Consider the following 22,709-nt stretch of genomic DNA (forward strand, 5'->3'; position numbering starts at 1 on the left):
ATCGGCCCCGGGCGGCTATGTGGGGCCTGGGCCCATGCGCGCGCGGCCGCGCCCAGACCCCTCCCCCTGCCCCCCTCCCGCAAGGGGAGGGGGGACTAAAATAGGCAGAGGCCAGTCCGAGAAGATCTCTCATCCCCTATACGCCTCCAGCGCCTGGGCCAGGGCCGGCCGGGTGCGGGCGGCTTCGGCCAGCGGCACGCCCCCGACCGCGGCCTCCCAGGCGTCGCGCAGCGCGGCGACGCCTGCCGCGGGTCCGGCGGGGTGGGCCATGATGCCGCCGCCGGCGGCGAAGATCAGGTCGGTCGAGCCCAGGGCCTGCCAGGTGCCCGGCGCCTGACGCACCGTCTGGCCGGAGGAGAAGACCGGCATGATCGGACAGGGCTTGTCCGGGAACAGCGGCGCCAGGCAGGCCCGGGCCGAGGCGATGACGCTGTCGTCATCCTCCGAGAACTTGTTGGCCAGGCCGTTGACATGGATGTGGTCGGCCCCGGCCAGCCGCCAGACCTTGTGCCAGGCGGTGAAGCTGAAGCCGAGCAACGGATGGCGGGACAGGTATCCCCAGCCGTTGCGATGGGCGTGGATCGGCAGCGCGCTGTGGCGGCCGAGCGCGATCATGCCGGCCAGCCCGACCGCGTTGACGCTGGCCATCACGCAGGTGCCGCCCAGCGCGAGCACCAGGTCGTGCCGGCGCCGCATCTCGTCGAGGTCGCCGGTCAGGTTGAAGGCGAACATCACCTTCCGGCCCTTGCGCTCGGCGACATCGTTGACCACCCGCATCACGGCGCGGGCGCGGTCGTCGAACGGGCAGGCCGGGCCGTCGGCCTGCAGCTCGTCATCCTTGATGAAGTCGATATCGGCCTCGGCCAAAGTGCGGACCAGCTCCGCCGTATCCTCCGGCCCCAGCCCGACGCTGGGCTTGACGATGGTGCCGATCAGCGGCCGGCCCTCGACGCCCGCCAGGCGCCTGGTGCCGGCGATGCCGAAGCGCGGCCCGGCATGGGCCGCGGCGAAGGCCGGCGGCAGGCGGATGTCGAGCAGCTTCAGGCCGGAGAACTGCTTCAGCTCGAACAGGTTGCCGGCCACCGTAGCCATCAGGTTCGGCAGGGACGGCCCGAGATTGGCCAGCGGCCAGGACAGCGTCACCCGCGCCCGGACGATGGGGCCCTTCCCGCCCGCGCCGGGCAGCGACGGCGCCGGGGCCTCGCCGACCACCTCCAGCCGCTCGACCCGCGCCGCCGACCGCTCCTTCAGCGCCGACGTCTCACCCGGCACCGCGACGAAGGTGCCGGAGGACTGCTCGCCCGCCATCGCCTCGGCCGCCGCCCGCGGGTCATAGGCCGTCTCGATCAGGTAGTCGGCCTCGATGCGCTCCATCCCCGCCCTCTCCATACGCTCATGGTCAAATCATGCTGATTGACTCATCATACCAGTTGTCTTACTCGTCTCGGCAAGGATCTGACAAGAGAGGGCGCCCCATGACGTCGATCGCGCTGTTCGGGGCTGGCGGCAAGATGGGCTTCCGGCTGTCCAGCAACCTGAAGCGGTCGTCCTTCGACGTCCGTCACGTCGAGGTCGGCGAGGCCGGCCGGGCCCAGTTGAAATCCGCGCTCGGCATCGACTGCGTCCCGGCCGAGGTGGCGCTGGACGGCGCCGATGTCGTCATCCTGGCCGTTCCGGACACGCTGATCGGCAAGGTCGCCGCCGGGATCGAGAAGCAGCTCAGGCCCGGCACCATGGTGGTCGCGCTGGACGCCGCCGCGCCCTTCGCCGGCCATCTGCCGAAGCGCGACGACCTGACCTATTTCGTCACCCATCCCTGCCACCCGCCGATCTTCAACGACGAGACCGAGATGGCGGCGAAGACCGACTATTTCGGCGGCATCGCGGCCAAGCAGCACATCGTCTCCGCCCTGATGCAGGGGCCGGAGGAGGCCTATGCCCTGGGCGAGGAGGTCGCCAAGGTGATCTGGGCGCCGGTGATGCGCTCGCACCGGGTCTCGGTCGAGCAGATGGCGCTCCTGGAGCCCGGCCTGTCCGAGACCGTCTGCGCCACCCTCTTGGTGGTGATGCGCGAGGCGATGGACGAGGTGGTGGCGCGCGGCGTGGCGCACGACGCGGCCCGCGACTTCCTGCTGGGCCACCTGAACGTGCTGGCCTCGGTCATCTTCGACGAGCGCGAGGGCGTGTTTTCCGAGGCCTGCAACAAGGCGATCGAGTTCGGCAAGCCGGTGCTGATGCGGCCGGACTGGAAGCGGGTGTTCGAGCCGGACGAGATCGCGGCCAGCATCCAGCGCATCACCTGAGATCCGGCGGGCCGCAGGCCCGAACCGGGCGAAATCGACAACATCCACAGGGAGGATCATATGCGTTTCACCAAGGCGCTTCTCGCCGCCGGCATCGCCGGCACCCTGGCCCTCGGCTTCGGCGCGATGGCGCAGGCGGCGGACCTGATCGCCGTCATCACCCCGTCGCACGACAACCCCTTCTTCAAGGCAGAGGCCGAGGGCGCCCAGAAGCGGGCCCAGGCGCTGGGCTACGACACGATCGTCCTGGTCCATGACGACGACGCCAACAAGCAGATGGAGCGGATCGACACCGCCATCGCCCGCGGCGCCAAGGCCATCATCCTCGACAATGCCGGGGCCGACGCCACGGTGGCGGCGGTGCAGAAGGCGAAGGATGCCGGCATCCCGTCCTTCCTGATCGACCGCGAGATCAACGTCACCGGCGTCGCCGTCGCGCAGATCGTGTCGAACAACTACCAGGGCGCCCAGCTGGGCGCGCAGGAGTTCGTCAAGCTGATGGGCGAGAAGGGCAACTATGCCGAGCTGGTCGGGCGCGAGGCCGACACCAATGCCGGCATCCGCTCGCAGGGCTATCACGACGTCATCGACGATTATCCCGACCTGAAGATGGTCGCCCGCCAGTCGGCCAATTGGAGCCAGACCGAGGCGTTCGCGAAGATGGAGTCGATCCTGCAGGCCCATCCCGACATCAAGGGCGTGATCTCCGGCAACGACACCATGGCGATGGGCGCCTGGGCGGCGCTGACCGCCGCCGGCCGCACCGATGTGATCCTGGTCGGCTTCGACGGCAGCAACGACGTGCGGGATTCGATCCGGCAGGGCGGGATCAAGGCGACCGTGCTGCAGCCAGCCTACCGCCAGGCCGAGCTGGCGGTCGAGCAGGCCGACCAGTATCTGAAGACCGGCAAGACCGGCCAGCCGGAGAAGCAGCTGATGGACTGCCTGCTGATCACGCCCGACAACGCCGGCAAGCTGGAAACCTTCGCGATGAAGTGAGCGACGGTCGAGGCAGGAGCCCGAGATGGTGCCCTCCCGACGCCTGGTGATCGCGATCCTGGCCGCCGGCCTGCCGCTGGCCGCCTGCAAGCTCGTGAAGAACGAGCCGCCGCAGGTGGCCTCGGCGGCAGGCAGCGTCGCGACCTCCTTCGACAACCCGGCCTTCGACCCGGAGAAGACGGTCGAGGAGATCTGGCAGCCGAAGCTGCTGCCCACTCTCAAGGCCAAGGCCGGCCCCTTCGCCGAGGTGCGGCAGGCGGTGCAGGGCAGCCCGGACGAGGCCGGCAAGCGCTTCGGCTACCGGGCGGTGGACAGCATGCCCTGGACCGTGGCGGCGACGGTCGAGGGCAGGATCACGGCGGCCGACACCGCGACGCGGGCGGCGACCGTCGAGGTCGACACCGACGGCGATGGCGCCGCCGACCTGGCTGTCCAGATCGGCCCGGTGTTCAAGGGCACGGCGCTGCGCGACAGCATCGACTTCATCTCCTTCAACAGCTTCGCCAACCAGATCGAATACGCCAAGTTCGGCAAGGCGCTGAACGCCCATATCTACAACGCCACGCTGGCCGCCCTGCCGCGCGACAAGCTGGTCGGGCGGAAAGTGACGCTGCTGGGTGTCTTCACCCTCGACGACCCGAAGGCCAAGCCGCTGGTCTCCCCGGCCGAGCTCAGCCTGGAGGCGGCGCCGTGACCGAGGCCCCTGCCCTCCAGGTCGAGGGGGTGACCAAGGTCTATCCCGGCACGGTGGCGCTGAAGGGCGTCGACTTCACCGTGCATCGCGGCGCGGTCAACGTCCTGGTCGGCGAGAACGGCGCCGGCAAGTCGACGCTGATGAAGATCATCGCCGGGGTCGAGCAGCCGACCGAGGGACGAATCCTGGTCGACGGCCGGCCGATGGTGCTGCACAGCCCGCAGGACGCTGCCCGGCACGGCATCGGCATCGTGTTCCAGGAGCTGAACCTGTGCGCCAACCTGTCGGTGGCGGAGAACATCTTCATGGCGCGCGAGCTCACCGGCGGGCTGCGCGGCATCGACCATCGCGGCCAGAACCGGCGGGCGGCGGAGCTGCTGCGGCGACTGGAGCACGACATCGACCCGCGCGCCGAGGTCGGCGACCTCGGCATCGGCCAGCAGCAGATCGTCGAGATCGCCAAGGCGCTGGCGCAGGATGCCCGCATCCTGATCATGGACGAGCCGACCTCGGCCCTGAGCGCCGCCGAAGTCGAGATCCTGTTCCGGGTGATCGCCGAGCTGAAGGCGCAGCAAGTCGCCATCGTCTACATCTCGCACCGGCTGGAGGAGCTGGTGCGGATCGGCGATTACATCACCGTGCTGCGCGACGGCCGCATCACCGGCCATGAGCGGATGGGCCGGATCGACGTGCCCTGGATCGTGGGGCAGATGGTCGGCTCCGCCATGAAGGATTTCGCGGCGCCCGGCGACCGGCCGCCGGGGCCGGAGATCTTCCGGGCCGAGGCGATCTGCCTGCCGCGCGCGACCGGCGGCTATGCCGTCGACCATGTCTCGCTGTCGCTGCGGGCCGGCGAGATCCTCGGCCTGTACGGGCTGATGGGCGCCGGCCGGACCGAGCTGTTCGACTGCATCATGGGCCGCCACCCCTATTCCCGCGGCGCGATCTACCTGGACGGCGAGCGGGTGACGGCGCGGGACGTGACCGGGCGGATCCGCCGCGGCCTGGCCATCATCCCGGAGGACCGGCAGCGCGACGGGCTGGTGCCGATCCTGTCGGTGGCCGAGAACCTGACCCTGTCCAGCCTGCGGCGCTTCCTGCGCGGCTTCCATCTGCGGCGGTCGGCCGAGATCGAGGCGGCGCGGCGGTCGATCCGCGAGCTGGCGATCAAGGTGTCGGATCCGGGCATCGAGGTCAGCGCTCTGAGCGGCGGCAACCAGCAGAAGGTGGTGATCGGCAAGGCGCTGATGACCGGCCCGCGGGTGCTGCTGATGGACGAGCCCAGCCGCGGCATCGATGTCGGCGCCAAGGCCGAGATCTTCCGGGTGATGCGCGACCTCGCCGCCCGGGGCCTCGGCATCCTGTTCGCCACCTCGGACCTCGAGGAGGTGATGGCGCTGTCGGACCGCATCGCGGTGATGAGCAACGGCAGGCTGGTCGAGACCTTCGACCGCGCCACGGCGACCGAGGACCGAATCGTCGCGGCCTCCGCCGCCGGGCACGGGCCGGACCGAGCCCTCAAGGAGGCGCACGCATGATGGCAGCGGACAAGGCGGCCGAGGGCTGGAGCGGCGACGCCATCGCCCTGCATCTGATGAAGCTGCGCACCTTCATCGCGCTGTTCGCAGTGCTGATCGTGTTCTCGGCCATCGCGCCGAACTTCCTGAGCACCGCCAACCTGATCCTGATGTCGAAGCATGTCGCGCTGAACGCCTTCCTGGCGATCGGCATGACCTTCGTCATCATCACCGGCGGCATCGACCTGTCGGTCGGGTCGATCGTCGGGCTGTGCGGCATGGTGGCGGGCGGGCTGATCCTGCATGGCATCGACCTGTCGGCGCTCGGCTTCGGCTACACCCTGTACTTCAACGTGCCGGAGATCATGCTGATCACCCTGGCCCTCGGGGTGGTGATCGGCGCCGTCAACGGCCTGCTGATCACCCGGCTGAAGGTGGCGCCCTTCATCGCCACGCTGGGCACGCTCTACGTCGCCCGCGGCGCGGCGATGCTGCTGTCCGACGGCAGCACCTTCCCCAACCTGATGGGCAAGGCGGAGCACGGCACCACCGGCTTCGCCACGCTCGGCGCCGGCACGCTGCTGGGCCTGCCGCTGACCATCTGGCTGCTGATCCTGGTCGCCGCCGGGGCCGCCTATCTGGCCGCGCGCACGCCGCTGGGCCGGCACATCTTCGCGGTCGGCGGCAATGAGCGCGCATCGGGGCTCTCAGGCGTCCGGGTCAACCGGGTGAAGCTGTTCGTCTACATGTTCTCCGGCTTCTGCGCCGCGCTGGTCGGGCTGATCATCTCGTCGCAGCTGATGGCCTCGCACCCGGCGACGGGCGAGACCTTCGAGCTGAACGCCATCGCCGCGGCGGTGCTGGGCGGCACCTCGATGTCCGGCGGGCGCGGCACGATCGGCGGCACCATCATCGGCGCCTTCGTCATCGGCATCTTGTCGGACGGCCTCGTCATGATGGGCGTCAGCTCGTTCTGGCAGACCGTGATCAAGGGGCTGGTGATCATCGCCGCGGTGGTGGTCGACCAGGCGCAGCGCCGGCTGCAGCAGCGCGTGGTGCTGCGCCGCATGGCGCGGGAGGGCTGAGATGCTGCGCGGCGCCCTGATCGGCTGCGGCTTCTTCGCCGCCAACCAGCTGCACGCCTGGCGCGATGTCGAGGGCGCGGAGATCACGGCGCTATGCGACCGCGACCCGGCCCGGCTGGAGGCGGCGGGCCGGGATTTCGGCATCGCGCGGCTCTATGACGATGCCGGGGAGATGCTGGCGCGCGAGGCGCCGGACTTCGTCGACATCGCCACCACGGTGCCGAGCCACCGGCCGCTGGTCGAGCTCGCCGCCCGACACCGGGTGCCGGTGATCTGCCAGAAGCCCTTCGCCGCCACGCTGGACGACGCGACGGCCATGGTCGCCGCCTGCGACGCGGCCGGCGTCCCCCTGATGGTGCATGAGAACTTCCGCTGGCAGTCGCCGATCCAGGCCGTCCGCCAAGCCATCGAGTCCGGCCGGATCGGCGAGGTGTTCTGGGGCCGCGTCTCCTTCCGCTCGGCCTATGACGTGTTCTCCGGCCAGCCCTACCTCGCCAGCGGCGAACGCTTCATCACCGAGGATCTCGGCATCCACAGCCTCGACATCGCCCGCTTCCTGTTCGGCGACGCCACCCGCCTGACCGCCCGGACCCGCCGGGTCAACCCCGCGATCCGCGGCGAGGACGTCGCGACCATGCTGCTGGACCATGAGGGCGGGGTGACCTCGGTGGTCGACTGCTCCTACGCCACCCGGCTGGCGGCCGAGCCGTTCCCGGAGACGCTGGTCGAGGTCGATGGCAGCGACGGCACGGTCCGGCTGGGCCAGGGCTACCGCATGTCGGTGACCGGCCGCGACGGCAGCGAGACGCTCGACGTCTCGCCCCGGCTGCTGCCCTGGGCCACGCGGCCCTGGCACAATATCCAGGAGAGCGTGGCGGCGATCCAGCAGCACTGGGTCGATTGCCTGCGCGACGGGCGGGAGCCGGCGACCTCCGGCCGCGACAACCTCAGGACCCTCGCCCTGGTCGAGGCCGCCTATCGCAGCGCCGGCACCGGGCGGACCGTCGACCTGGCGGATCTGCTGTGATCGGTGGAGGTGTTTTCGAACTGCCGGCGGAATACGGCGGCACCGCAAGGGCGCGCATCTCGATCTTCGCCGTGCTTGCCGCCGCGTCAACGGCGCCGCCGCGGTCATGCAGGGGTTTCCCGACGATGCCAATGCCGCCCCGTATGTCGACGACATCTACGCCTATCTCCGCGCCCGGTCCGATGGCGCCATTGGCCGGGGCCGCCCCGCCCGGTTGGACGAACGCTAAGGCTTCCTACAGCGCGATCATGAAACGGTCGAAGAGGGCAACACAGATGACCGAGGCTCGCCTCGCGTTGATGGCCGCCTCACGGCAGGTCGCAAGGCTTGTCTAGCGGCACGGCCTGATAGTGTTTGTCCACATCAACATTGCCGGGCGGCGGATCAAATGCGATTGCGCAATAGCTGATCGAGCCGCCCTTCTAATAAAATTTCGGCATGAATCAAAGCTTCCAATATATCATTGGCAACCCTCCGATCTCGACCAGTTTGTTCGATTCGAGATAAAATGTACTTTTGCTTTTCAACAAGCAGATTAATGCGACGCACCTTTGCTCTCACAATATCAATCTGCTCCTCAATTTTTCCGAATTTATCTTCCTCTGCAATCATCAGTTTAAAATAGAAGTACCGCCGGTCAGGATCCAATTCCGTTGCAAGTTGAGACTGAAGTCGGTCTATAGTCGCTGCGCGACCGCTCTCACATGTGAAATCCATTGAGGGCTCCTATAGCGCAAGGGATCGGCATAGTCATTCCGCAGGCACGGCATTCGGCACCATCGCATGACTCGCAAAACCCGGCACGTCTTTTGATGCTGTTTCCGAGACGGCTCCATTGGCGGGCAACGCCCGTACGGCGGTCGCGAGTGCTGAGGCTTCGATCCGAATGCTGGAAAAGCACCAGCCCGATGGTCACGTTTCGGAGCTTCGATCCGAGCGGAATACTTCTGTTCAATGCGAAGCCCTGGCCTGCCATCCCGACAAGCTCAATACGATGTCGGTCGACTGAGCGCCTGGTCCCTCAGTTACAACCACGGGGCCGGCTGACGGTCTAAAGCACATGCATTGGCGACATTCCCGTCATGCCAAGGCGTTGCGCGGCATGTCCGGGTATTCGGCGTCGGCCGGGTCCTGGACCACGGTGATCGCCCCGCAACGCCTGAGCGCGCGCAGCACTGCCGCCGTCGAGATAGCCGGTCAGCACCACCGATGCTGCGCGAGCCGCAACAGACGGCGACGCTGCGGAACAGCGTGTCGATCGACGGCCGGACGCCGTTCTCCCAGGTGCCGTAGCTGAGGCGAAGCGTATCGCCCCGCAGCAGCAGGTGATGGTTCGGCGGGGCGACATGGATCCGCCCCCGCGTTGCCGGCCCGCCATCCTCGGCGAAGCCGGCCGGCAACGGCCCCGCGTGCTCCAGGATGGCGGGCAACTCGCTGTGCTGGTCGCTCTTCATGTGCTGCGCGACCAGCACCGCGGCGTCGAACCCGGCCGGCAGGCCGGCGACGATGCGCTTCAATGCCGACAGGCCGCCGGCCGATGCGCCGATCGCCACGATGTCGTGGTTGGGCAAGACCCGCTCCTCCGGCGCCACGGACGCACTCTGGATGGCCGCATCGGAGGCGGGAGCGTTCCCCGGTCAGCCGGGCGCAGGCTCGGGGTCGCGGCGCAGCTCGGCCATCGGCACCTCAATCCGGCACTGCAGGCCGCCGGGCTTGAAGGTCAGCTCGGCGATCCCGTGCAGCTCATAGGCGATGCTGCGCTTGACGAAGCTGAGCCCGAAGCCGTCGCGGGACGGCTTCTCGACCCTGGGGCCGCCGCGCTCGGACCAGTCGAGGCGAAGCAGGGCGGCGCCTTCGGCCTTGGCGACGCGCCATCCGACCTTGACGGATCCACCCGGGGCGGACAGCGCCCCGTATTTCGCGGCATTGGTCGCCAACTCGTGGAACACCATGGCGAAGACCAGCGCCGCGCGCGACGGCAGGAAGATCTCGCTGCCGGAGAAGACAGGCGGATCCTTGCCTTCATGGTACGGCTTCAGCTCCTCGACCAGGAGCTGGCGCAGATCGACCCCGGTCCAGATGTTCTCCGCCAGCAACTCGTGCGCGGCGGCCAGCGACTGCAGGCGCCCCTCGAAGGACCGGCCGAAGCTGTCGAGGGAATCGCTGACCTGCCGCGTCCGCCCCGCGATCGAAAGCACGCTGGCCAGCGTGTTCTTGACCCGGTGGTTCAGTTCGGCCAGCAGCAGCTGTTGCCGCCGCTCGGCCTGGCGCCGCTCGGTGGTGTCGCGCTCGACCAGCGCCGCCCCGACCAGCCGTCCCGCCTCGTTGCGGATCGGCGAGGCGGTGAAGGAGACGAAGATCCGACGGCCGTCCTTGGTCAGGCGCTCGGTTTCGACGATGGTGGGCGGGCTTGGCGGCCGCCGCAGGCGATCGAAGATCTCACGCATCTCGTCCGGGTGATCGGGCGTGCTGAGGAACGAGAGGGGGCGCCCCACAGCCTCTTCCGCGCCGTATCCGTACATGCGCTCGGCACCTGCGTTCCAGGTGGTGATGGTGCCGTCCGGCGACGTACCGATGATCGCCTCATGGGAATGGGCGATGATTGCCGCCAGCCGCGCCAGCGACTCCTCGTTGCGCTTGCGCTCGGTGATGTCGACGAAGGTGATGACGACGCCACTAATGACGTTGTCGACGGTCCGATACGGCAGGATCCGCATGATGTAGCTGGCAGAGCGGTCGGACAGCGCCACCTCCTGCTCGAGCCGGGTCAGGGTGCGCAGCACCCCGTCGACGTCGCGCGGCAGGCTCTCATAGCTGAGGCGCGACACGATGTCAGTGATCGGCCGGCCGGCGTCGCTATCGATCAGGTGGAAGATCTCCGTGACCGCGGGGGTGAAGCTGCGGACCCGCAGCTTGTTGTCCAGGAACAGCGTCGCGATCTGGGTGCTCTCCAGCAGGTTCTTGCGGTCGCTGACGGCACGGTCGAGGCTTTCGATCTTGGAGGTAAGCTCGGCGTTGACGGTCTCCAGCTCCTCGTTGACCGACTGCAGCTCCTCCTTCGAGGTCTCCAGCTCCTCATTGGCCGATTGCAGCTCTTCGTTGACCGACTGGAACTCCTCGTTCGAGGACTTCATCTCCTCGTTCGAGGTCTCGAGCTCCTCGATCGTGGTTTGCAGCCGCTCCCGTATCGCGATCAGCTCCGACTCCAGATGCCGGATGATCTCGTCCTTCTGCGCATCCGACGCCGCTTCGACGCCGGCGGGGCCGAACTGCTTGAGCGTGCCCACCTCCTGCAGGACGACGATGCAGAACTTCGCGTCGCCGTCGCCCGTCGCCAGCGGTTCGGCGATCAGGTTGAGCGACTGGAAGCCGCCATCGACCGGCAGCGAGACATTCTCCCGGATCACCCTCCGGCCGGTGGTGATGGCCTGGTGGATGACGGTGCGCAGATCCGGGCGCAGCCCGGCGTCGACGATGCTGAACAGGTTCAGGCTGGCGGCGCCGGGCGATGGCTGCAGATAGCGGCCGGTCCGTCCCGAGAAGTGCAGGATCTCATAGTGGTTGTCGACCACGAAGCAGGCGGGCGCATAGGCGTCGACGACGCGCTGCGCCCGGCGGCTCACCGTGTCCCTGACCGTCGGCTGCAGCGTCCCAGGAGACCGTTCCGGCTCCAGCGGGCTGCGGTAGATCGAGGCGGCCAGTGGGAACTCGACGGCCGGGCGCCCGGCCTCCGCCTCCCGCGCTTTGAACAGCCGCAGCTTGCCGTCGATCTTGGTGAACAGCTTCGGATGCTGGGTGACGTTCTCCGACGGCCCCAGGAACAGGTAGCCCCGATGCCGCAGGGCGAAATGGAACAGCAGCAGGACGCGGTTCTGCAGCGTCGCGTCCAGATAGATCAGCAGATTGCGGCAGGAGATCAGGTCCAGCCTCGAGAACGGTGCGTCCTTGATCACGTTGTGCACCGAGAAGATGCACATCTCGCGGATCTCCTTGGCCACCCGGTAGCCGCTGCCCTCGCGGACGAAGAAATGCTCGAGCCGTTCCGGCGACATGTCCCGGCTGATCGCCTCCGGGTAGAGGCCGGCGCGAGCGATCGCCAGTGCATGGTCGTCGATGTCGGTGGCGAAGATCTGGACCTTCGGGGCAGCGTCGATCCCGATCATGCGCTCGCGCAGCAGGATGGCGATCGAATACGCCTCCTCGCCGGTGGCGCAGCCGGGCACCCACACCCGGACCTGGTCGTCCGCCCCCTTGTCCTGCAGCAGCTTCGGAACGATGTCGCGCTCGAGGATGTCGAAGGCCCTGGCATCCCGGAAGAACTGGGTGACCCCGATCAGCAGGTCGCGGAACAGCGCCTCGACCTCCTGCGGCTCCTGGCGCAGCAACTCGACATAATCGGCCAGCGCGGCGACCTGCGCCGCCTGCATCCGGCGATGGACCCGGCGGATGAAGGTGCTGTTCTTGTACTGGCTGAAATCATGCCCGGTGCCGGCGCGCAGCAAGGTGAAGATCTTCACCAGATGGCGGCGGGCCTGCTGCCGGGACGGCGCCGCTCCGTCCGTCCTCAGCCGGGCCAGGTCCCGCGCGTACTGAACCAGCTGGGCCGGCATCTCCTCCACCGGCAGCACGAAGTCGACCAGGCCGGTTGCAATGGCGCTGCGCGGCATGCTGTCGTAGCGCGAGGTCTCGCCGGCCTGGGCCAGGGTCAGGCCGCCATTCTCCTTGATCGCCTTCAGCCCGGCCGAGCCGTCGCTGCCACTGCCGGACAGGATGATTCCGGCCGCCTGTTCGCCGTGCTGCTCCGCCACCGACAGGAAGAAGCTGTCGATCGTCGAGCTGTGGCTGCGCGGCGTCTCGAGCCGGAACCTATCGCCCTGCATGGTCAGCGTCGTGTTCGGCGGGATGACATGGATGCGGTCCGCCGCCGCCTCCATCCCCTCCGTGATCTCGACCACCGGCATCCGGGTGTAGCGCGCCAGCAGCTCCGCCATTGCGCTCTTGTGGTGGGTGTCGAGATGGGGCACTGCCACGAACACGAGACCGCTGTCGGACGGCATGTGCAGGAAGAAGCGCTCGAACGCCTCGAGCCCGCCGGCCGACGCGCCCATCGCCACGATCAGCCGCGCCGGCGACGGTGAGGAAGGGCTTGCGGGTTGCTTCGGGCGCGCGGATGCTCGTCTGGAAGATGAGCGGCGGTCAGTCCGGCCGACGGCTGCAGGTTTGGCGCGGGTCGGCACTCTGCGATCTCCGTTCGGGCGTCGGCCCTCATTCCAGGATCCGGCCATGCGAGGATCACATGTCGCCCGGTCGAATATGCGGCAGAGAGCGACATTATACCCTTTCGGCCTGTTGCCAAATTGAAGTCCATTGCAAATGGAGGTGCCGGGATGTCCCCCTCCGCCCGAATCCTGATCGTCGAGGACGAGTTCCTCGTCGCCCTTCTGATCGAGGAGACCGTCCGGAATCTCGGCCATGAGGTCGTCGGCCCGGTCGGCGACCTGACGGCCGCCATGGGGCTGGCCGAGACCGAGGCCTTGTCGGCCGCCATCCTCGACGTCCATCTGCAGCACGGCGAACGGGTCTACCCGGTCGTCGGGGCCCTGCGCCGCCGCGGCATCCCGCTGGTGCTGACGACGGCGTATCGCGACACCGAGATCGATCCGGACTGCGCCGGCGAGATGCTGCTGCGCAAGCCCTTCGATCAGACAGATCTGGAGCGCTGCATCGCCAGCCTCGTCCACCCTTCATCCGTCGCCGAAAGCAGAAGCCCCGTCCCATAGGCCATCGCCGCCGCTCCTGCAATATCTGCCCTATTGTCTCCGCGGCCAGGATTGCAGAGCCGTGCGCGAAATTCCTTCCGACGGATCGCCCCCCACGTTAGCATATTCGACGATCCCGGATATTCGCATATGCCGATATTGGGAGTCTCAGATGTATCTCGGGACATCCACCCTGGAGCCATTCGTTCCCGCCTCCATCGTCAGCCGGTCCCGGCCGGTTCCCCGCGACGGCGCGCCGAAGCGGATCCTGATCGTCGAGGACGAGGTGCTGCTGGCCGATGATATGGCGCAGTCGATCCACGCCATGGGGCTGGACCCGGTCGGCCCGGTCGGAGCCCTCGAGGCGGCGATCGCCCTGGCCGAGACGCAACGGCTCGACGGCGCGCTGCTGGACGTGCGGCTGCGGCGCGGGATGCGGGTCTATCCGGTGGTCGAGATCCTGTTGCGGCGGCGAATCCCCTTCTGCTTCCTGACCGCCTATATCGACGAGCAGATCGAGCATATGCCGGCCGAGGCCGTGCTGCGCAAGCCGGTGGCCCTGCCCGTCCTGCGACAGGCGGTGCAGGCGCTGCTCGACGGGTGAAGGCCGACCGACCGCCGGCGCCATCAGCCCCCGGACGCTACGGGATCTCGTACAGCGTCACCTCGGCCTCGATGCCGCGCAGCGTGTGGCGCTGGGCGACTGGCGCGATGCCGCTGGCCTGGAGCAGCCTGGCGGTGTCGGAATCCGTCACCACCGATTCCGTGGCGAAGATGGCGCGGGAATTGACCAGCGCCTGTACCCTGGCGGCGATGTTGACGGTCTGGCCGAAATAGTCCTGCCGCTCGTTGAGCGCGACCGCGAGGCACGGCCCTTCATGGATGCCGATCTTGAGCACCAGGTCCTCGTTCGCATGCGCGTCGTTGAGGCGGCCCATGGCGTCGCGCATGCGCAGCGCGGCGGCCACTGCGCGGTCAGGGGTCGGGAAGGTGGCCATCACGGCGTCGCCGATGGTCTTGACCACGGCCCCGGCCTCGGCCGCGACGATCTCGTGCAGCACGCGGAAATGGGCCCGCACCAGGTCGAACGCGGCCAGGTCGCCGACACGCTCATACAACGCCGTCGAGCCTTTGAGATCGGTGAACAGGAAGGTCATGCTGGTGATCTTGAGCCGCTGGTCGACGTCGAGCGTGTCGGTCCGGTAGATGTCGCGGAAGGTCTGATTGGTGAGCAGGCGCTTGGCGGTCAGGAACGGCTTGCGCCGGCCGAGCAGCTCGTGCAGCGCGTGCCCGGCGATCCAGATCCCGGCCAGCACCCGGCGGTTGGTGCGGTTCTCGACCGAGAGGCGCAGCGGGCCGGGCCGCAGCACGACGGTCTCGTTCAGCCGGTGCACCGGATCGATGATGAAGCTGAGCGACTGGCGGTCGCGCGTCGGCTCGCCCTTCACGTCGAGGAACTGCGTCGCATGGCTGACGGGGTCGAAGGCGATCAGGAACTCCGCCGGGAGCTGCAGCGACAGCAGCGCCTTCTCGCCGGCCGGCAGCTCGACGAAGTCGAGGGTGATATCCTCGATCAGCTGCTCGAAATTCGCCGGCAGATCGACGCCGGATCCCCAGAACAGCTGGCGGCAATACTCCACCGGCGGCAGCGTGTCGGGGTCGTGGGCGCCGATCCGGCGCAGCCGAGGGCTGACGGTGAAGGCCACCTCCACCATCTCGTCGAGCGTGGCCTCGTAGCCGGCGGCGCAGAGGGCGCAGTGGTACTCGTCGCGGTCCAGAGATTTCAGCGTGGCGCTGGCGTCGAGGACGCCGCCGCAGCCGGGGCAGAGCACGTTCCAGGACAGCTCGAACAGCCCGAGACGTGAGGCATGCAGGAACACGGCGATGACGCGTTCCACGTCGATTCCGGTCTCGGCTGCGAAGTCGAAGACGTTGATGCGGCAGAGCGCCCGGTCCGGCCCGTCCTGCACCAGCCGCTCCACCGCCGCCACGGCCTCACCGTCGGCCAGCTGCCGCAGGGCCGCGAACAGGGCCTGGGTTTCGCTCATGACGGGATTTTACGACAAAATAGGAGAAAGCGCTAAGGCGTTACTGGACCTCGATGATGGGCCCGATCGCGTGGTCCGCGTCTTCCGGACGCCAGAAGGGCACTGCTTGAATGTCGGTGATAGTGCACAAATTGGGTTCGGCCAGCCTGGAGGCCGGAACAACCACACCCTCTTGCTTTCGCCAGGTGACGGCGCAGGTCCGCTAAAAATGCGCTGTCACCGTAATCAACCGCAATCGCCTCTATGGCAGAGCTGTCCTCAGGCGATTGGTGGTGGTCCAATCCACACCAGAACGGCAACGCCCAGCGTCATTCACGGGAAGGCGAGATCATGTGCCCAAGCCACGCCGTGAGCCTTGATCTTTCCCTGATCAAGCCATCCTGATTGAAGTGGTGAACACAAAAGTGCGCCCATGAATCTTCGAACGCCATTTCCATTTCACCCGTGACCGACGTGGTGCCTAGGCCGATTTCTGCGTACGTAAACTCGAAACTGCCACTAGGACGCGCCAGCGCAATGTGGAATGGTTGACCAGTAAACTCGTTGATCATCGGCCTGCCGCTACTCCGCATGACGCCGGGTATCTCTACTCTTGCGGTTCTGAGCTCCATGTCCGCTTCGAGATCAATCGGCAGGAACAATGTCGCACAAATTTCTGAGCATGTGGACGCGAATACGGCGAAAAGATTGCTCAAGGGTTCGCATGCCTCGCCTGAGATGATCGTTTCAAGCGCGGTCCGTTGAGCTTCATCCGCGCGCTCGTCGATAACGATCTGGCGCCGGCCGTTTCCGTCCTTGATTTCGCCGGGCCACTTGTACAGCGCCGCCCAGTTCAAGCCTGAGAGCGGCGTATCGTTGAAGCGGCCTTCAACAATGGTGCCGACGAAGGCCGACTGACAATAGCCGTTGGTACTCGGCAAGTTGAACTGGCAACCACAATTCATAGCGCAATTGCAGTTATCATAAGTCTCGCTTTTGAATAGCCATTGATTAGCCATCTCACCGCGCCTCCCGAAAGCCAAGAAATTGCGGCGACAGTGCACAGATTGGACGGATCGGCTCGAACGCCAGAACACCCACACCCTTGCTTCTCGCCATGCGACGACGCAGATCCGCTAAAAGTGCATTGTCACCGCAACATTGCTTTAGCTTTAGCCGCTCCACCGCCGCCACGGCCTCGCCGTCGGCCAGCTGCCGCAGGGCCGCGAACAGGGCCTGGGTTTCGCTCATAGCTCGATTTTACGCCGAATTCGGAGAAAATGCTAAGGCGTTGGCGGGGCTTTGGCGATCGGCCGACAGCGCAGTCCACACCTTACGGACGCCAGAAGGGCGCCGCTTACGGCACCGTCGGCTGCCGACCCATTGCGGACAGGCACCTCGGCCTTGCTAAAGGGCACCTATTACCGAATCAACCCATACCCAGGGGCACAGGTAGCCTTGCCTAGCGGTGGCCTCGCCGGTTCGAAGGCGATGATTACAATGCGGCCGAACCCAACCCTCTTCCTATCCTCCTCTGAGAAAAGAGGATCTTCTTGGCCTTTCGCCTCCACCTTGATTAGCTGATTGGAAATGCCAAGTTCGATCAGCTTGCGTCGAACCGCTTCTGCACGGTTTAGCGATAAGGTTCGGTTCAGCGCCGGCGTGGATTCATCGTCAGCCTCTCCCGTCAGGAGGACCTTCGTGGTCTCCCGCATGCAAATGTCCCAAGCAGCACTGATAATCGCTCCTTCTTGTAAAGAAGATAGCGCTGCACTGCCCTTCTCGAACATTACCAAGAATGGTCGTCTGCCTTCGTCGATGACCGCAATTTCGGATGGTTTGGGCGCACAGCCTGCAGCGATGATCACCATCATGGCAAGAAATCGTCCCTTGACCATGATACTCCCCTTCAGCACCGCTCGACCTCACAAAAGCGGCGAATTCAATTTCTGCCAGGCCAATAGAATCGTTAAGCGATTAGCATAGCAGAGATGTCTGCAATCCGCCCTTAGCGGCCTCTGCCTACCTTCCCGGACCGCTTGAGACGCCTGCCAAACGGATCACGCGCCGCCCCTCACCCGTGATGCGCGTACAGCACCGCGGACCGGTCGAGGTGGCGGATCATCGCCGCCTCGGCCGCGTCGGGATCATGCCGGCGGATATGGTCGAGGATCTCGCGGTGCTCGGCCAAGGTGACGTTCTGCTTGCCGGTCCAGATCAGCATCTCGGTGTGGTATTCGCGCAGCCAGCCCAGCATCGCCTCGCTGACCGCCTCGAAGATCGGGTTGCCGGAGATCGCCGCGATCCGGCTGTGGAAGCGCATGTCGGCGGCGATGAAGGCGGCCGGATCGTCGAGCTTGCCGCTCTGGTCCCGCAGCGTCTCCTCCAGCCCCGCGACATCCGCTTCCGTCGCCTTCTCCGCCGCCTCGCGCACCATGCCGCGCTCGAAGAAGCGGCGCGCCTGCTTCAGATGCTCGAGGCTGTCCGGCGAGGCGGAGAGCAGGAACTGGGCGGAGAGGTCGACCTGCTGGAACAGCGACTTCGCCGTCAGCTGCCGCACCCGGGCGCGCTCGCCATGGCTGATGGTGATCAGGCCCATATTGGCCAGGGCCTGCATCGCCTCGCGGATCGCCGGGCGGCCGACGCCGAAGCGGTCCATCAGGTCGCGCTCCGACGGCATGGCATCGCCCGGCGCCAGCTCGCCGCGAATGATCATGGTCCTGAGGCGATCGAAGACCTCGTGCCACAGCTTCCGGCGGACGATGGGTTCGGCCGAATCCCTCACCAGATGACCTCCTGCCTGTCTTGGCACGATGATCATACCATCAGTGTCGGCCGGTATCATCGTCGGCCGCGTCGCCCTGTCGCCCCCGTTACACTGGCCGCGGAGCACCGGCCGAGGCAAGGATGGTGCTCCCGGATCTCGGAGACCCGCCCATGCGCAGCCATTCGATCGCAGCCATCCCCGCCGACGGCATCGGCCCCGAGGTGATCGCTGCCGGCATCACGGTGCTGGAGGCGCTGCAGCAGCGGCTCGGCGATGTCCGGTTCAACGTCACCAGCTTCGACTGGGGCTCGGACTACTACAAGCGGCACGGCGCGATGATGCCGGCGGACGGGCTGGAAATCCTGAAGCCGTTCGACGCGATCTATTTCGGCGCGGTCGGCGCGCCCGACGTGCCGGACCACATCACGCTGTGGGGCCTGCGGCTGCCGATCTGCCAGGGCTTCGACCAATACGCCAATGTCCGGCCGACCCGGATCCTGCCTGGCATCACCTCGCCGCTGCGCCATGCCAGGCCCGGCGACCTGGACTGGGTGATCGTGCGCGAGAACTCCGAGGGCGAGTATTCCGGCCATGGCGGGCGCGCCCATCGCGGCCTGCCGGAGGAGGTCGGCACCGAGGTCGCGATCTTCACCCGGGTCGGCGTCAGCCGGATCATGCGCTATGCCTTCCGGCTGGCGCAGGCGCGTCCGCGCAAGCTGCTGACCGTCGTCACCAAATCGAACGCCCAGCGCCACGGCATGGTGATGTGGGACGAGATCGCGGCCGAGGTCGCGCGGGAGTTCCCCGATGTCACCTGGGACAAGATGCTGGTTGACGCCATGACCGTGCGGATGACGCTGAAGCCGCAAAGCATCGACACCGTCGTCGCCACCAACCTGCATGCCGACATCCTGTCCGACCTGGCAGGCGCCCTGGCCGGCAGCCTGGGCGTGGCGCCGACCGCCAATATCGACCCGGAGCGGCGCTTCCCGTCGATGTTCGAGCCGATCCACGGCTCGGCCTTCGACATCACCGGCAAGGGCATCGCCAACCCGGTGGCCAGCTTCTGGACCGCGGCGCAGATGCTGGAGCATCTCGGCGAGGCCGAAGCCGCCGGGCGGCTGATGCGCGCGGTCGAGCAGGTGACCGCGGCCGGGATCCTGACGCCGGATGTCGGCGGCACCGCGACGACGAAGCAGGTCACCGACGCGGTGATCGACGCGATCTACAGCTCGAACGTCTGACCGTTGGCGGCCGTGCCGCCGGCGGGGGCGGCGCGGACCGCCCCGGGCGACCGGCCGACCACGCGCTTGAAGGCGCGGCTGAACGCGGCCTGCGAGCCGTAGCCGAGGCGGTGGGCCGCGGCCTCGATCGGCATCCGGTCGCGGCCGATCCACTGCGCGGCGAGGCGCATCCGCAGATCGGCCACGTAGCGCAGCGGGGTCAGGCCGGTGACCGCCAGGAAGCGCTCGGCGAAGACCGAGCGCGAGGCGCCCATCTCCGCCGCCAGCTCGGCCACCGTCCAGTCCCGGCCGGGGTCGCGGTGCATGGCGGCGATCACGCGGCCCAGACGGGGATCGCGCAGCGCCTCGATCCAGCCCTTGGCGTCGCCGCAGCCGCATTCGACCCAGCCGCGGACGATCGAGGCGGAGACGACATCGGCCAGCCGGGCCAGGATCGCGGCGAAGCCGGCGCGTTCGTCGCAGGCCTCGCGCGCCATCGCCTCCAGCATCGGCAGGATCTCCGGGTGGCGGTCGAGCAGCGTGCCGACCGGCATCACCTCCGGCATCAGCGCCACCAGCGGGTGCATGCCGCCGAGGTCGAACTCCATGCAGCCGCTGAAGATCAGCATGCCCGAGCCCTTGTCGCAGCCCTCCGGGCAGGCCCGGATGACGCCGACGCTCTTGCACAAGGTCTCGGTCTCGAAGGTCGAGATGTCGCGGCTGGCCTGATCGGGCGCGGAGAGCAACTCGTGCGGGCCGCCGCGCGGCAGCAGCACGGCGTCGCCCGAGCCGAGGGTGTGGAGCGTGCCGTCGGCCGTGCGCAGCACCACCGGGCCGCGGGCGACAAAGTGGAACTGGGCCCGGTTCTCGACGGTGCCGAAGCCGATGCCGAAGGGCGGCACGAGCGCGATCCGGCGATAGTCCACGCCGAACAGGCGCATGCCCAGCAGCAGCTCGCTGACAAGGTCGCCGGACGGCCGAAGAGCCGTCGGCCGGGAGGCCGATGGCTCGGATCGCGATTCGGACGGACGATCAAACATTCCGGAGTGTCTGACATGGATCGTCCGGAGAGTCCATCCTACCTTCTGCTGCACTGCATCAAAACCCTCTTCAGCAAAACTCTTCGAAGGATGGTCCCCATGAGCGAGGGAACACAGCGGACGGGCGTGGCGCCGGCGCGGGAGGAGCCGGCCTGGGGCGCGGTCGTCTCGATGACGCTGGGCGTGTTCGGGCTGGTGACGGCGGAGTTCCTGCCGGCCAGCCTGCTGACGCCGATGGCGGCGGATCTCCACGTCACCGAGGGCCTGGCCGGCCAGGCGGTGACGGCGACCGCGGTGGTGGCGCTGGTGACCAGCCTGCTGGTCTCGGCCGCGACCCGGCGGATCGACCGCAGGGTCGTGCTGCTGGCCTTCTCGATCCTGCTGACGGTGTCGAACCTGCTGGTCGCCTTCGCCCCCGGCCTGCCGGCCCTGCTGCTGGCGCGGGTGCTGCTGGGCGTGGCGCTGGGCGGCTTCTGGACCATGTCGGCGGCGACGGTGATGCGGCTGGTGCCGGAGGCGCTGGTGCCGCGGGCCCTGTCGCTGCTGTTCAGCGGCGTCTCCGCCGCCACGGTCGCGGCCGCCCCGCTGGGCAGCTATTTCGGCGACATCATCGGCTGGCGCGGCGTGTTCCTGATCGCGGCAGGCCTGGGCTTGCTGGCGCTGGCGGTGCAGTTCGCGACGCTGCCGCGGATGGCGCCGAGCGGGACGACGCGGCTGCGCACGCTGGTCGAGGTGCTGGCCCGCCCGCAGGTCGGCTTCGGCATGCTGGCCGTGCTGCTGGTGTTCACCGGGCATTTCGCCTTCTTCACCTATATCCGGCCGTTCCTGGAGACCGTGACCGGCGTCGGCATCACCGGCGTGTCGGGCATCCTGCTGGGCTTCGGCATCGCCAATTTCCTGGGCACCTTCCTGGGCGGCATCCTGCTCGAGCGCAGCATGCGGCTGACCATGATGCTGATGCCGCTGACCATGGGCGTGCTCGGGCTCGGCCTGGTGGCGGTGGGCGGCGGCGCGCCGGTGGCGAACACGGCGATGGTGGCGCTGTGGGGCGTGGCCTTCGGCGCCGTGCCGGTGGCCTGGTCGACCTGGCTGACCCGCACGGTGCCCGACGAGGCGGAAAGCGCCGGCGGCCTGCTGGTCGCGGCGGTGCAGCTGGCGATCGCCACCGGGGCCGCGGCCGGCGGCGCCATCTTCGACGTCAGCGGCGCGCTGGGCGTGTTCACCGCCGCCGGCTTCGTGCTGCTGCTGGCCGCGGCGATGATCGTGCTCGGCATCCGGCCGCGGACGGCGACGGCGGCCGCCTGACGGAGGCTCAGCGGGGCTGGTCAGCCCAACAGGTCGGCCATGCCGATCAGCCCCGCATCGTGACCCAAAGCGGCCGGGCGCAGTGGCAGTCGGAACTGCCGCGGCTCGGCCGCCAGCGCATGCTCGACCCGGCCGAGGAACCCGTCCGCCAGCCCGACGCCGCCGCCGATCACGGCGAGGTCGAGGTCCAACGCCGCCTTCAGGTCGGACAGCAGCCGGGCGATGACGGCGGCGGCGCGGTCGATCAGCGCCGCGGCGGCGGGGTCCGCCCGCCGGAACAGGGCCGGGGCGTCCATCGGCTCGCCGAAGGCCTCGGTCGCCGCCGCCGCAAGCGCCCGGCCGGAGGCCACGGCTTCGACGCAGCCGCGCCGGCCGCAGCCGCAGATCGGCCCGTCCGGCACCGCCACGACATGGCCGAGATGCCCGGCCAGGCCGCCGAGGCCGACCCGCAGCTTTCCGTCCAGCACCAGCCCGCCGCCGACGCCGGTCGAGACGGTCAGGAACACCATCGAGCCGACGCCCTGTGCGGCGCCGTGGCGGAACTCGCCCCAGGCCGCGGCCTGGGCGTCGTTCACCGCCCGCACTTTCACGCCGAGCCGGTCCTGCAGCGCCGCGACGAGGGGCGAATCCGGCGGCACCGGCAGGGTGCCGGGGTTGGTGGCGGAGAGTTTCCCGTCGCGCACCAGGCCGGTGGTGGCGATGCCGACCGGCCCGTCGACCCAGCCCACCACCAGGGCGGCGACGGCCTCGATCAGGCTCTCGAACTTTCCGTCACGCGGCGTCGGCGCCTGGCGTCGATCGAGCACTTTGGCGCCCGCCACCCGGGCGGCGGCGATCTTGGTGCCGCCGAGGTCGACGACGGTTTTCATCGGGGGGCACCGGAGCTCGCCTCTCGCTTTTTTCTAGTCCCCCCTCCCCTTGCGGGAGGGGGGTAGGGGGAGGGGTCTGGGGGCGGGGGGGGGG

21 protein-coding genes are annotated in these 22,709 nt (G+C 68.0%); 10 read left to right on the forward strand and 11 right to left on the reverse strand.

Annotated elements, in window-relative coordinates; all coding sequences use genetic code 11:
- Positions 1-129 precede the first annotated feature (129 nt).
- Positions 130-1,374: a ribulose-bisphosphate carboxylase large subunit family protein gene (locus AAHM41_RS27175; protein ID WP_342239736.1), complete on the reverse strand. Its 1,245-nt coding sequence runs from the start codon at positions 1,372-1,374 to the stop codon at positions 130-132.
- 101 nt (positions 1,375-1,475) lie between these two features.
- Between AAHM41_RS27175 and AAHM41_RS27180 the strand changes: the two genes are divergently transcribed.
- The 6 genes from AAHM41_RS27180 to AAHM41_RS27205 are packed head-to-tail and all read left to right on the forward strand — an operon-like array spanning position 1,476 to position 7,625.
- Entirely contained in the window at positions 1,476-2,303 is an 828-nt protein-coding gene (locus tag AAHM41_RS27180) for a phosphogluconate dehydrogenase C-terminal domain-containing protein (RefSeq protein ID WP_342239737.1), read from the forward strand.
- A 60-nt stretch (positions 2,304-2,363) separates the two neighbouring features.
- The gene (locus AAHM41_RS27185) at positions 2,364-3,302 is read left to right on the forward strand and encodes a D-ribose ABC transporter substrate-binding protein (RefSeq protein ID WP_342239738.1); all 939 of its coding nucleotides are present in this window, start codon (positions 2,364-2,366) and stop codon (positions 3,300-3,302) included.
- 25 nt (positions 3,303-3,327) lie between these two features.
- Positions 3,328-3,996: a DUF2291 family protein gene (locus tag AAHM41_RS27190; protein WP_342239739.1), complete on the forward strand. Its 669-nt coding sequence runs from the start codon at positions 3,328-3,330 to the stop codon at positions 3,994-3,996.
- Positions 3,993-5,534 carry a sugar ABC transporter ATP-binding protein gene (locus AAHM41_RS27195; RefSeq protein WP_342239740.1) on the forward strand — a complete coding sequence of 514 codons (1,542 nt, stop codon included), beginning with the start codon at positions 3,993-3,995 and terminating at the stop codon, positions 5,532-5,534. The genes AAHM41_RS27190 and AAHM41_RS27195 overlap by 4 nt, the downstream gene beginning before the upstream one ends.
- The gene (locus AAHM41_RS27200) at positions 5,531-6,598 is read left to right on the forward strand and encodes an ABC transporter permease (protein ID WP_342239741.1); all 1,068 of its coding nucleotides are present in this window, start codon (positions 5,531-5,533) and stop codon (positions 6,596-6,598) included. Before AAHM41_RS27195 ends, AAHM41_RS27200 begins: the two co-directional genes overlap by 4 nt.
- A 1-nt stretch (position 6,599) precedes the next feature.
- Positions 6,600-7,625 carry a Gfo/Idh/MocA family protein gene (locus tag AAHM41_RS27205; RefSeq protein WP_342239742.1) on the forward strand — a complete coding sequence of 342 codons (1,026 nt, stop codon included), beginning with the start codon at positions 6,600-6,602 and terminating at the stop codon, positions 7,623-7,625.
- Positions 7,626-8,009: 384 nt separating this feature from the next.
- Here the strand turns inward: AAHM41_RS27205 and AAHM41_RS27210 are convergent, their stop codons facing one another.
- The 3 genes from AAHM41_RS27210 to AAHM41_RS27220 form a co-directional block, all read right to left on the reverse strand.
- The gene (locus AAHM41_RS27210) at positions 8,010-8,342 is read right to left on the reverse strand and encodes a hypothetical protein (RefSeq protein WP_342239743.1); all 333 of its coding nucleotides are present in this window, start codon (positions 8,340-8,342) and stop codon (positions 8,010-8,012) included.
- Between the two features lie 308 nt (positions 8,343-8,650).
- The gene (locus tag AAHM41_RS27215; RefSeq protein ID WP_342239744.1) at positions 8,651-9,217 is read right to left on the reverse strand and encodes a chemotaxis protein CheB; all 567 of its coding nucleotides are present in this window, start codon (positions 9,215-9,217) and stop codon (positions 8,651-8,653) included.
- A 45-nt stretch (positions 9,218-9,262) separates the two neighbouring features.
- Positions 9,263-12,733: a chemotaxis protein CheB gene (locus AAHM41_RS27220; RefSeq protein ID WP_342239745.1), complete on the reverse strand. Its 3,471-nt coding sequence runs from the start codon at positions 12,731-12,733 to the stop codon at positions 9,263-9,265.
- Between the two features lie 279 nt (positions 12,734-13,012).
- On the opposite strand from AAHM41_RS27220, the gene AAHM41_RS27225 reads away from it, so the two are divergent.
- A complete protein-coding gene (locus AAHM41_RS27225; protein ID WP_342239746.1) occupies positions 13,013-13,405 on the forward strand; it encodes a response regulator in 393 nt (130 codons plus the stop codon).
- Positions 13,406-13,556: 151 nt separating this feature from the next.
- Positions 13,557-13,988 (forward strand): response regulator, encoded by a 432-nt coding sequence (locus AAHM41_RS27230; RefSeq protein WP_342239747.1) that lies wholly within the window; start codon positions 13,557-13,559, stop codon positions 13,986-13,988.
- Between the two features lie 37 nt (positions 13,989-14,025).
- Here the strand turns inward: AAHM41_RS27230 and AAHM41_RS27235 are convergent, their stop codons facing one another.
- From AAHM41_RS27235 to AAHM41_RS27255, 5 genes are all read right to left on the reverse strand, one after another.
- The gene (locus AAHM41_RS27235) at positions 14,026-15,432 is read right to left on the reverse strand and encodes an adenylate/guanylate cyclase domain-containing protein (RefSeq protein WP_342239748.1); all 1,407 of its coding nucleotides are present in this window, start codon (positions 15,430-15,432) and stop codon (positions 14,026-14,028) included.
- A gap of 308 nt (positions 15,433-15,740) precedes the next feature.
- Positions 15,741-16,430: a DUF1326 domain-containing protein gene (locus tag AAHM41_RS27240; protein ID WP_342239749.1), complete on the reverse strand. Its 690-nt coding sequence runs from the start codon at positions 16,428-16,430 to the stop codon at positions 15,741-15,743.
- 1 nt (position 16,431) lies between these two features.
- A complete protein-coding gene (locus tag AAHM41_RS27245; protein ID WP_342239750.1) occupies positions 16,432-16,662 on the reverse strand; it encodes a hypothetical protein in 231 nt (76 codons plus the stop codon).
- Positions 16,663-16,832: 170 nt separating this feature from the next.
- Complete coding sequence (locus AAHM41_RS27250; protein WP_342239751.1) at positions 16,833-17,309, reverse strand: OmpA family protein; 477 nt, start codon at positions 17,307-17,309, stop codon at positions 16,833-16,835.
- 176 nt (positions 17,310-17,485) lie between these two features.
- Positions 17,486-18,196 carry a transcriptional regulator NanR gene (locus AAHM41_RS27255; protein ID WP_342239752.1) on the reverse strand — a complete coding sequence of 237 codons (711 nt, stop codon included), beginning with the start codon at positions 18,194-18,196 and terminating at the stop codon, positions 17,486-17,488.
- Between the two features lie 152 nt (positions 18,197-18,348).
- On the opposite strand from AAHM41_RS27255, the gene AAHM41_RS27260 reads away from it, so the two are divergent.
- Entirely contained in the window at positions 18,349-19,422 is a 1,074-nt protein-coding gene (locus AAHM41_RS27260; protein WP_342239753.1) for a tartrate dehydrogenase, read from the forward strand.
- Here the strand turns inward: AAHM41_RS27260 and AAHM41_RS27265 are convergent.
- Positions 19,404-20,342 carry a cupin domain-containing protein gene (locus AAHM41_RS27265; protein WP_446719492.1) on the reverse strand — a complete coding sequence of 313 codons (939 nt, stop codon included), beginning with the start codon at positions 20,340-20,342 and terminating at the stop codon, positions 19,404-19,406. The two genes, AAHM41_RS27260 and AAHM41_RS27265, sit on opposite strands and share 19 nt — an antisense overlap.
- A gap of 198 nt (positions 20,343-20,540) precedes the next feature.
- On the opposite strand from AAHM41_RS27265, the gene AAHM41_RS27270 reads away from it, so the two are divergent.
- Complete coding sequence (locus AAHM41_RS27270) at positions 20,541-21,746, forward strand: MFS transporter (RefSeq protein ID WP_342239755.1); 1,206 nt, start codon at positions 20,541-20,543, stop codon at positions 21,744-21,746.
- A 20-nt stretch (positions 21,747-21,766) separates the two neighbouring features.
- Here the strand turns inward: AAHM41_RS27270 and AAHM41_RS27275 are convergent, their stop codons facing one another.
- The gene (locus AAHM41_RS27275) at positions 21,767-22,615 is read right to left on the reverse strand and encodes an N-acetylmannosamine kinase (RefSeq protein ID WP_342239756.1); all 849 of its coding nucleotides are present in this window, start codon (positions 22,613-22,615) and stop codon (positions 21,767-21,769) included.
- Positions 22,616-22,709: the final 94 nt, after the last annotated feature.

It is taken from the genome of Inquilinus sp. OTU3971, assembly GCF_038440215.1.

What these genes read in the sequence shown, in the direction of transcription:
- AAHM41_RS27175 (WP_342239736.1), bottom strand. Translation starts at nt 1,374, where the DNA reads ATGGAGCGCATCGAGGCCGACTACCTGATCGAGACGGCCTATGACCCG.
- AAHM41_RS27275 (WP_342239756.1), bottom strand. Translation starts at nt 22,615, where the DNA reads ATGAAAACCGTCGTCGACCTCGGCGGCACCAAGATCGCCGCCGCCCGG.
- AAHM41_RS27180 (WP_342239737.1), top strand. Translation starts at nt 1,476, where the DNA reads ATGACGTCGATCGCGCTGTTCGGGGCTGGCGGCAAGATGGGCTTCCGG.
- AAHM41_RS27260 (WP_342239753.1), top strand. Translation starts at nt 18,349, where the DNA reads ATGCGCAGCCATTCGATCGCAGCCATCCCCGCCGACGGCATCGGCCCC.
- AAHM41_RS27230 (WP_342239747.1), top strand. Translation starts at nt 13,557, where the DNA reads ATGTATCTCGGGACATCCACCCTGGAGCCATTCGTTCCCGCCTCCATC.
- AAHM41_RS27185 (WP_342239738.1), top strand. Translation starts at nt 2,364, where the DNA reads ATGCGTTTCACCAAGGCGCTTCTCGCCGCCGGCATCGCCGGCACCCTG.
- AAHM41_RS27210 (WP_342239743.1), bottom strand. Translation starts at nt 8,342, where the DNA reads ATGGATTTCACATGTGAGAGCGGTCGCGCAGCGACTATAGACCGACTT.
- AAHM41_RS27190 (WP_342239739.1), top strand. Translation starts at nt 3,328, where the DNA reads ATGGTGCCCTCCCGACGCCTGGTGATCGCGATCCTGGCCGCCGGCCTG.
- AAHM41_RS27240 (WP_342239749.1), bottom strand. Translation starts at nt 16,430, where the DNA reads ATGGCTAATCAATGGCTATTCAAAAGCGAGACTTATGATAACTGCAAT.
- AAHM41_RS27245 (WP_342239750.1), bottom strand. Translation starts at nt 16,662, where the DNA reads ATGAGCGAAACCCAGGCCCTGTTCGCGGCCCTGCGGCAGCTGGCCGAC.
- AAHM41_RS27205 (WP_342239742.1), top strand. Translation starts at nt 6,600, where the DNA reads ATGCTGCGCGGCGCCCTGATCGGCTGCGGCTTCTTCGCCGCCAACCAG.
- AAHM41_RS27200 (WP_342239741.1), top strand. Translation starts at nt 5,531, where the DNA reads ATGATGGCAGCGGACAAGGCGGCCGAGGGCTGGAGCGGCGACGCCATC.
- AAHM41_RS27235 (WP_342239748.1), bottom strand. Translation starts at nt 15,432, where the DNA reads ATGAGCGAAACCCAGGCCCTGTTCGCGGCCCTGCGGCAGCTGGCCGAC.
- AAHM41_RS27225 (WP_342239746.1), top strand. Translation starts at nt 13,013, where the DNA reads ATGTCCCCCTCCGCCCGAATCCTGATCGTCGAGGACGAGTTCCTCGTC.
- AAHM41_RS27265 (WP_446719492.1), bottom strand. Translation starts at nt 20,342, where the DNA reads ATGCGCCTGTTCGGCGTGGACTATCGCCGGATCGCGCTCGTGCCGCCC.
- AAHM41_RS27250 (WP_342239751.1), bottom strand. Translation starts at nt 17,309, where the DNA reads ATGGTCAAGGGACGATTTCTTGCCATGATGGTGATCATCGCTGCAGGC.
- AAHM41_RS27270 (WP_342239755.1), top strand. Translation starts at nt 20,541, where the DNA reads ATGAGCGAGGGAACACAGCGGACGGGCGTGGCGCCGGCGCGGGAGGAG.
- AAHM41_RS27220 (WP_342239745.1), bottom strand. Translation starts at nt 12,733, where the DNA reads ATGGGCGCGTCGGCCGGCGGGCTCGAGGCGTTCGAGCGCTTCTTCCTG.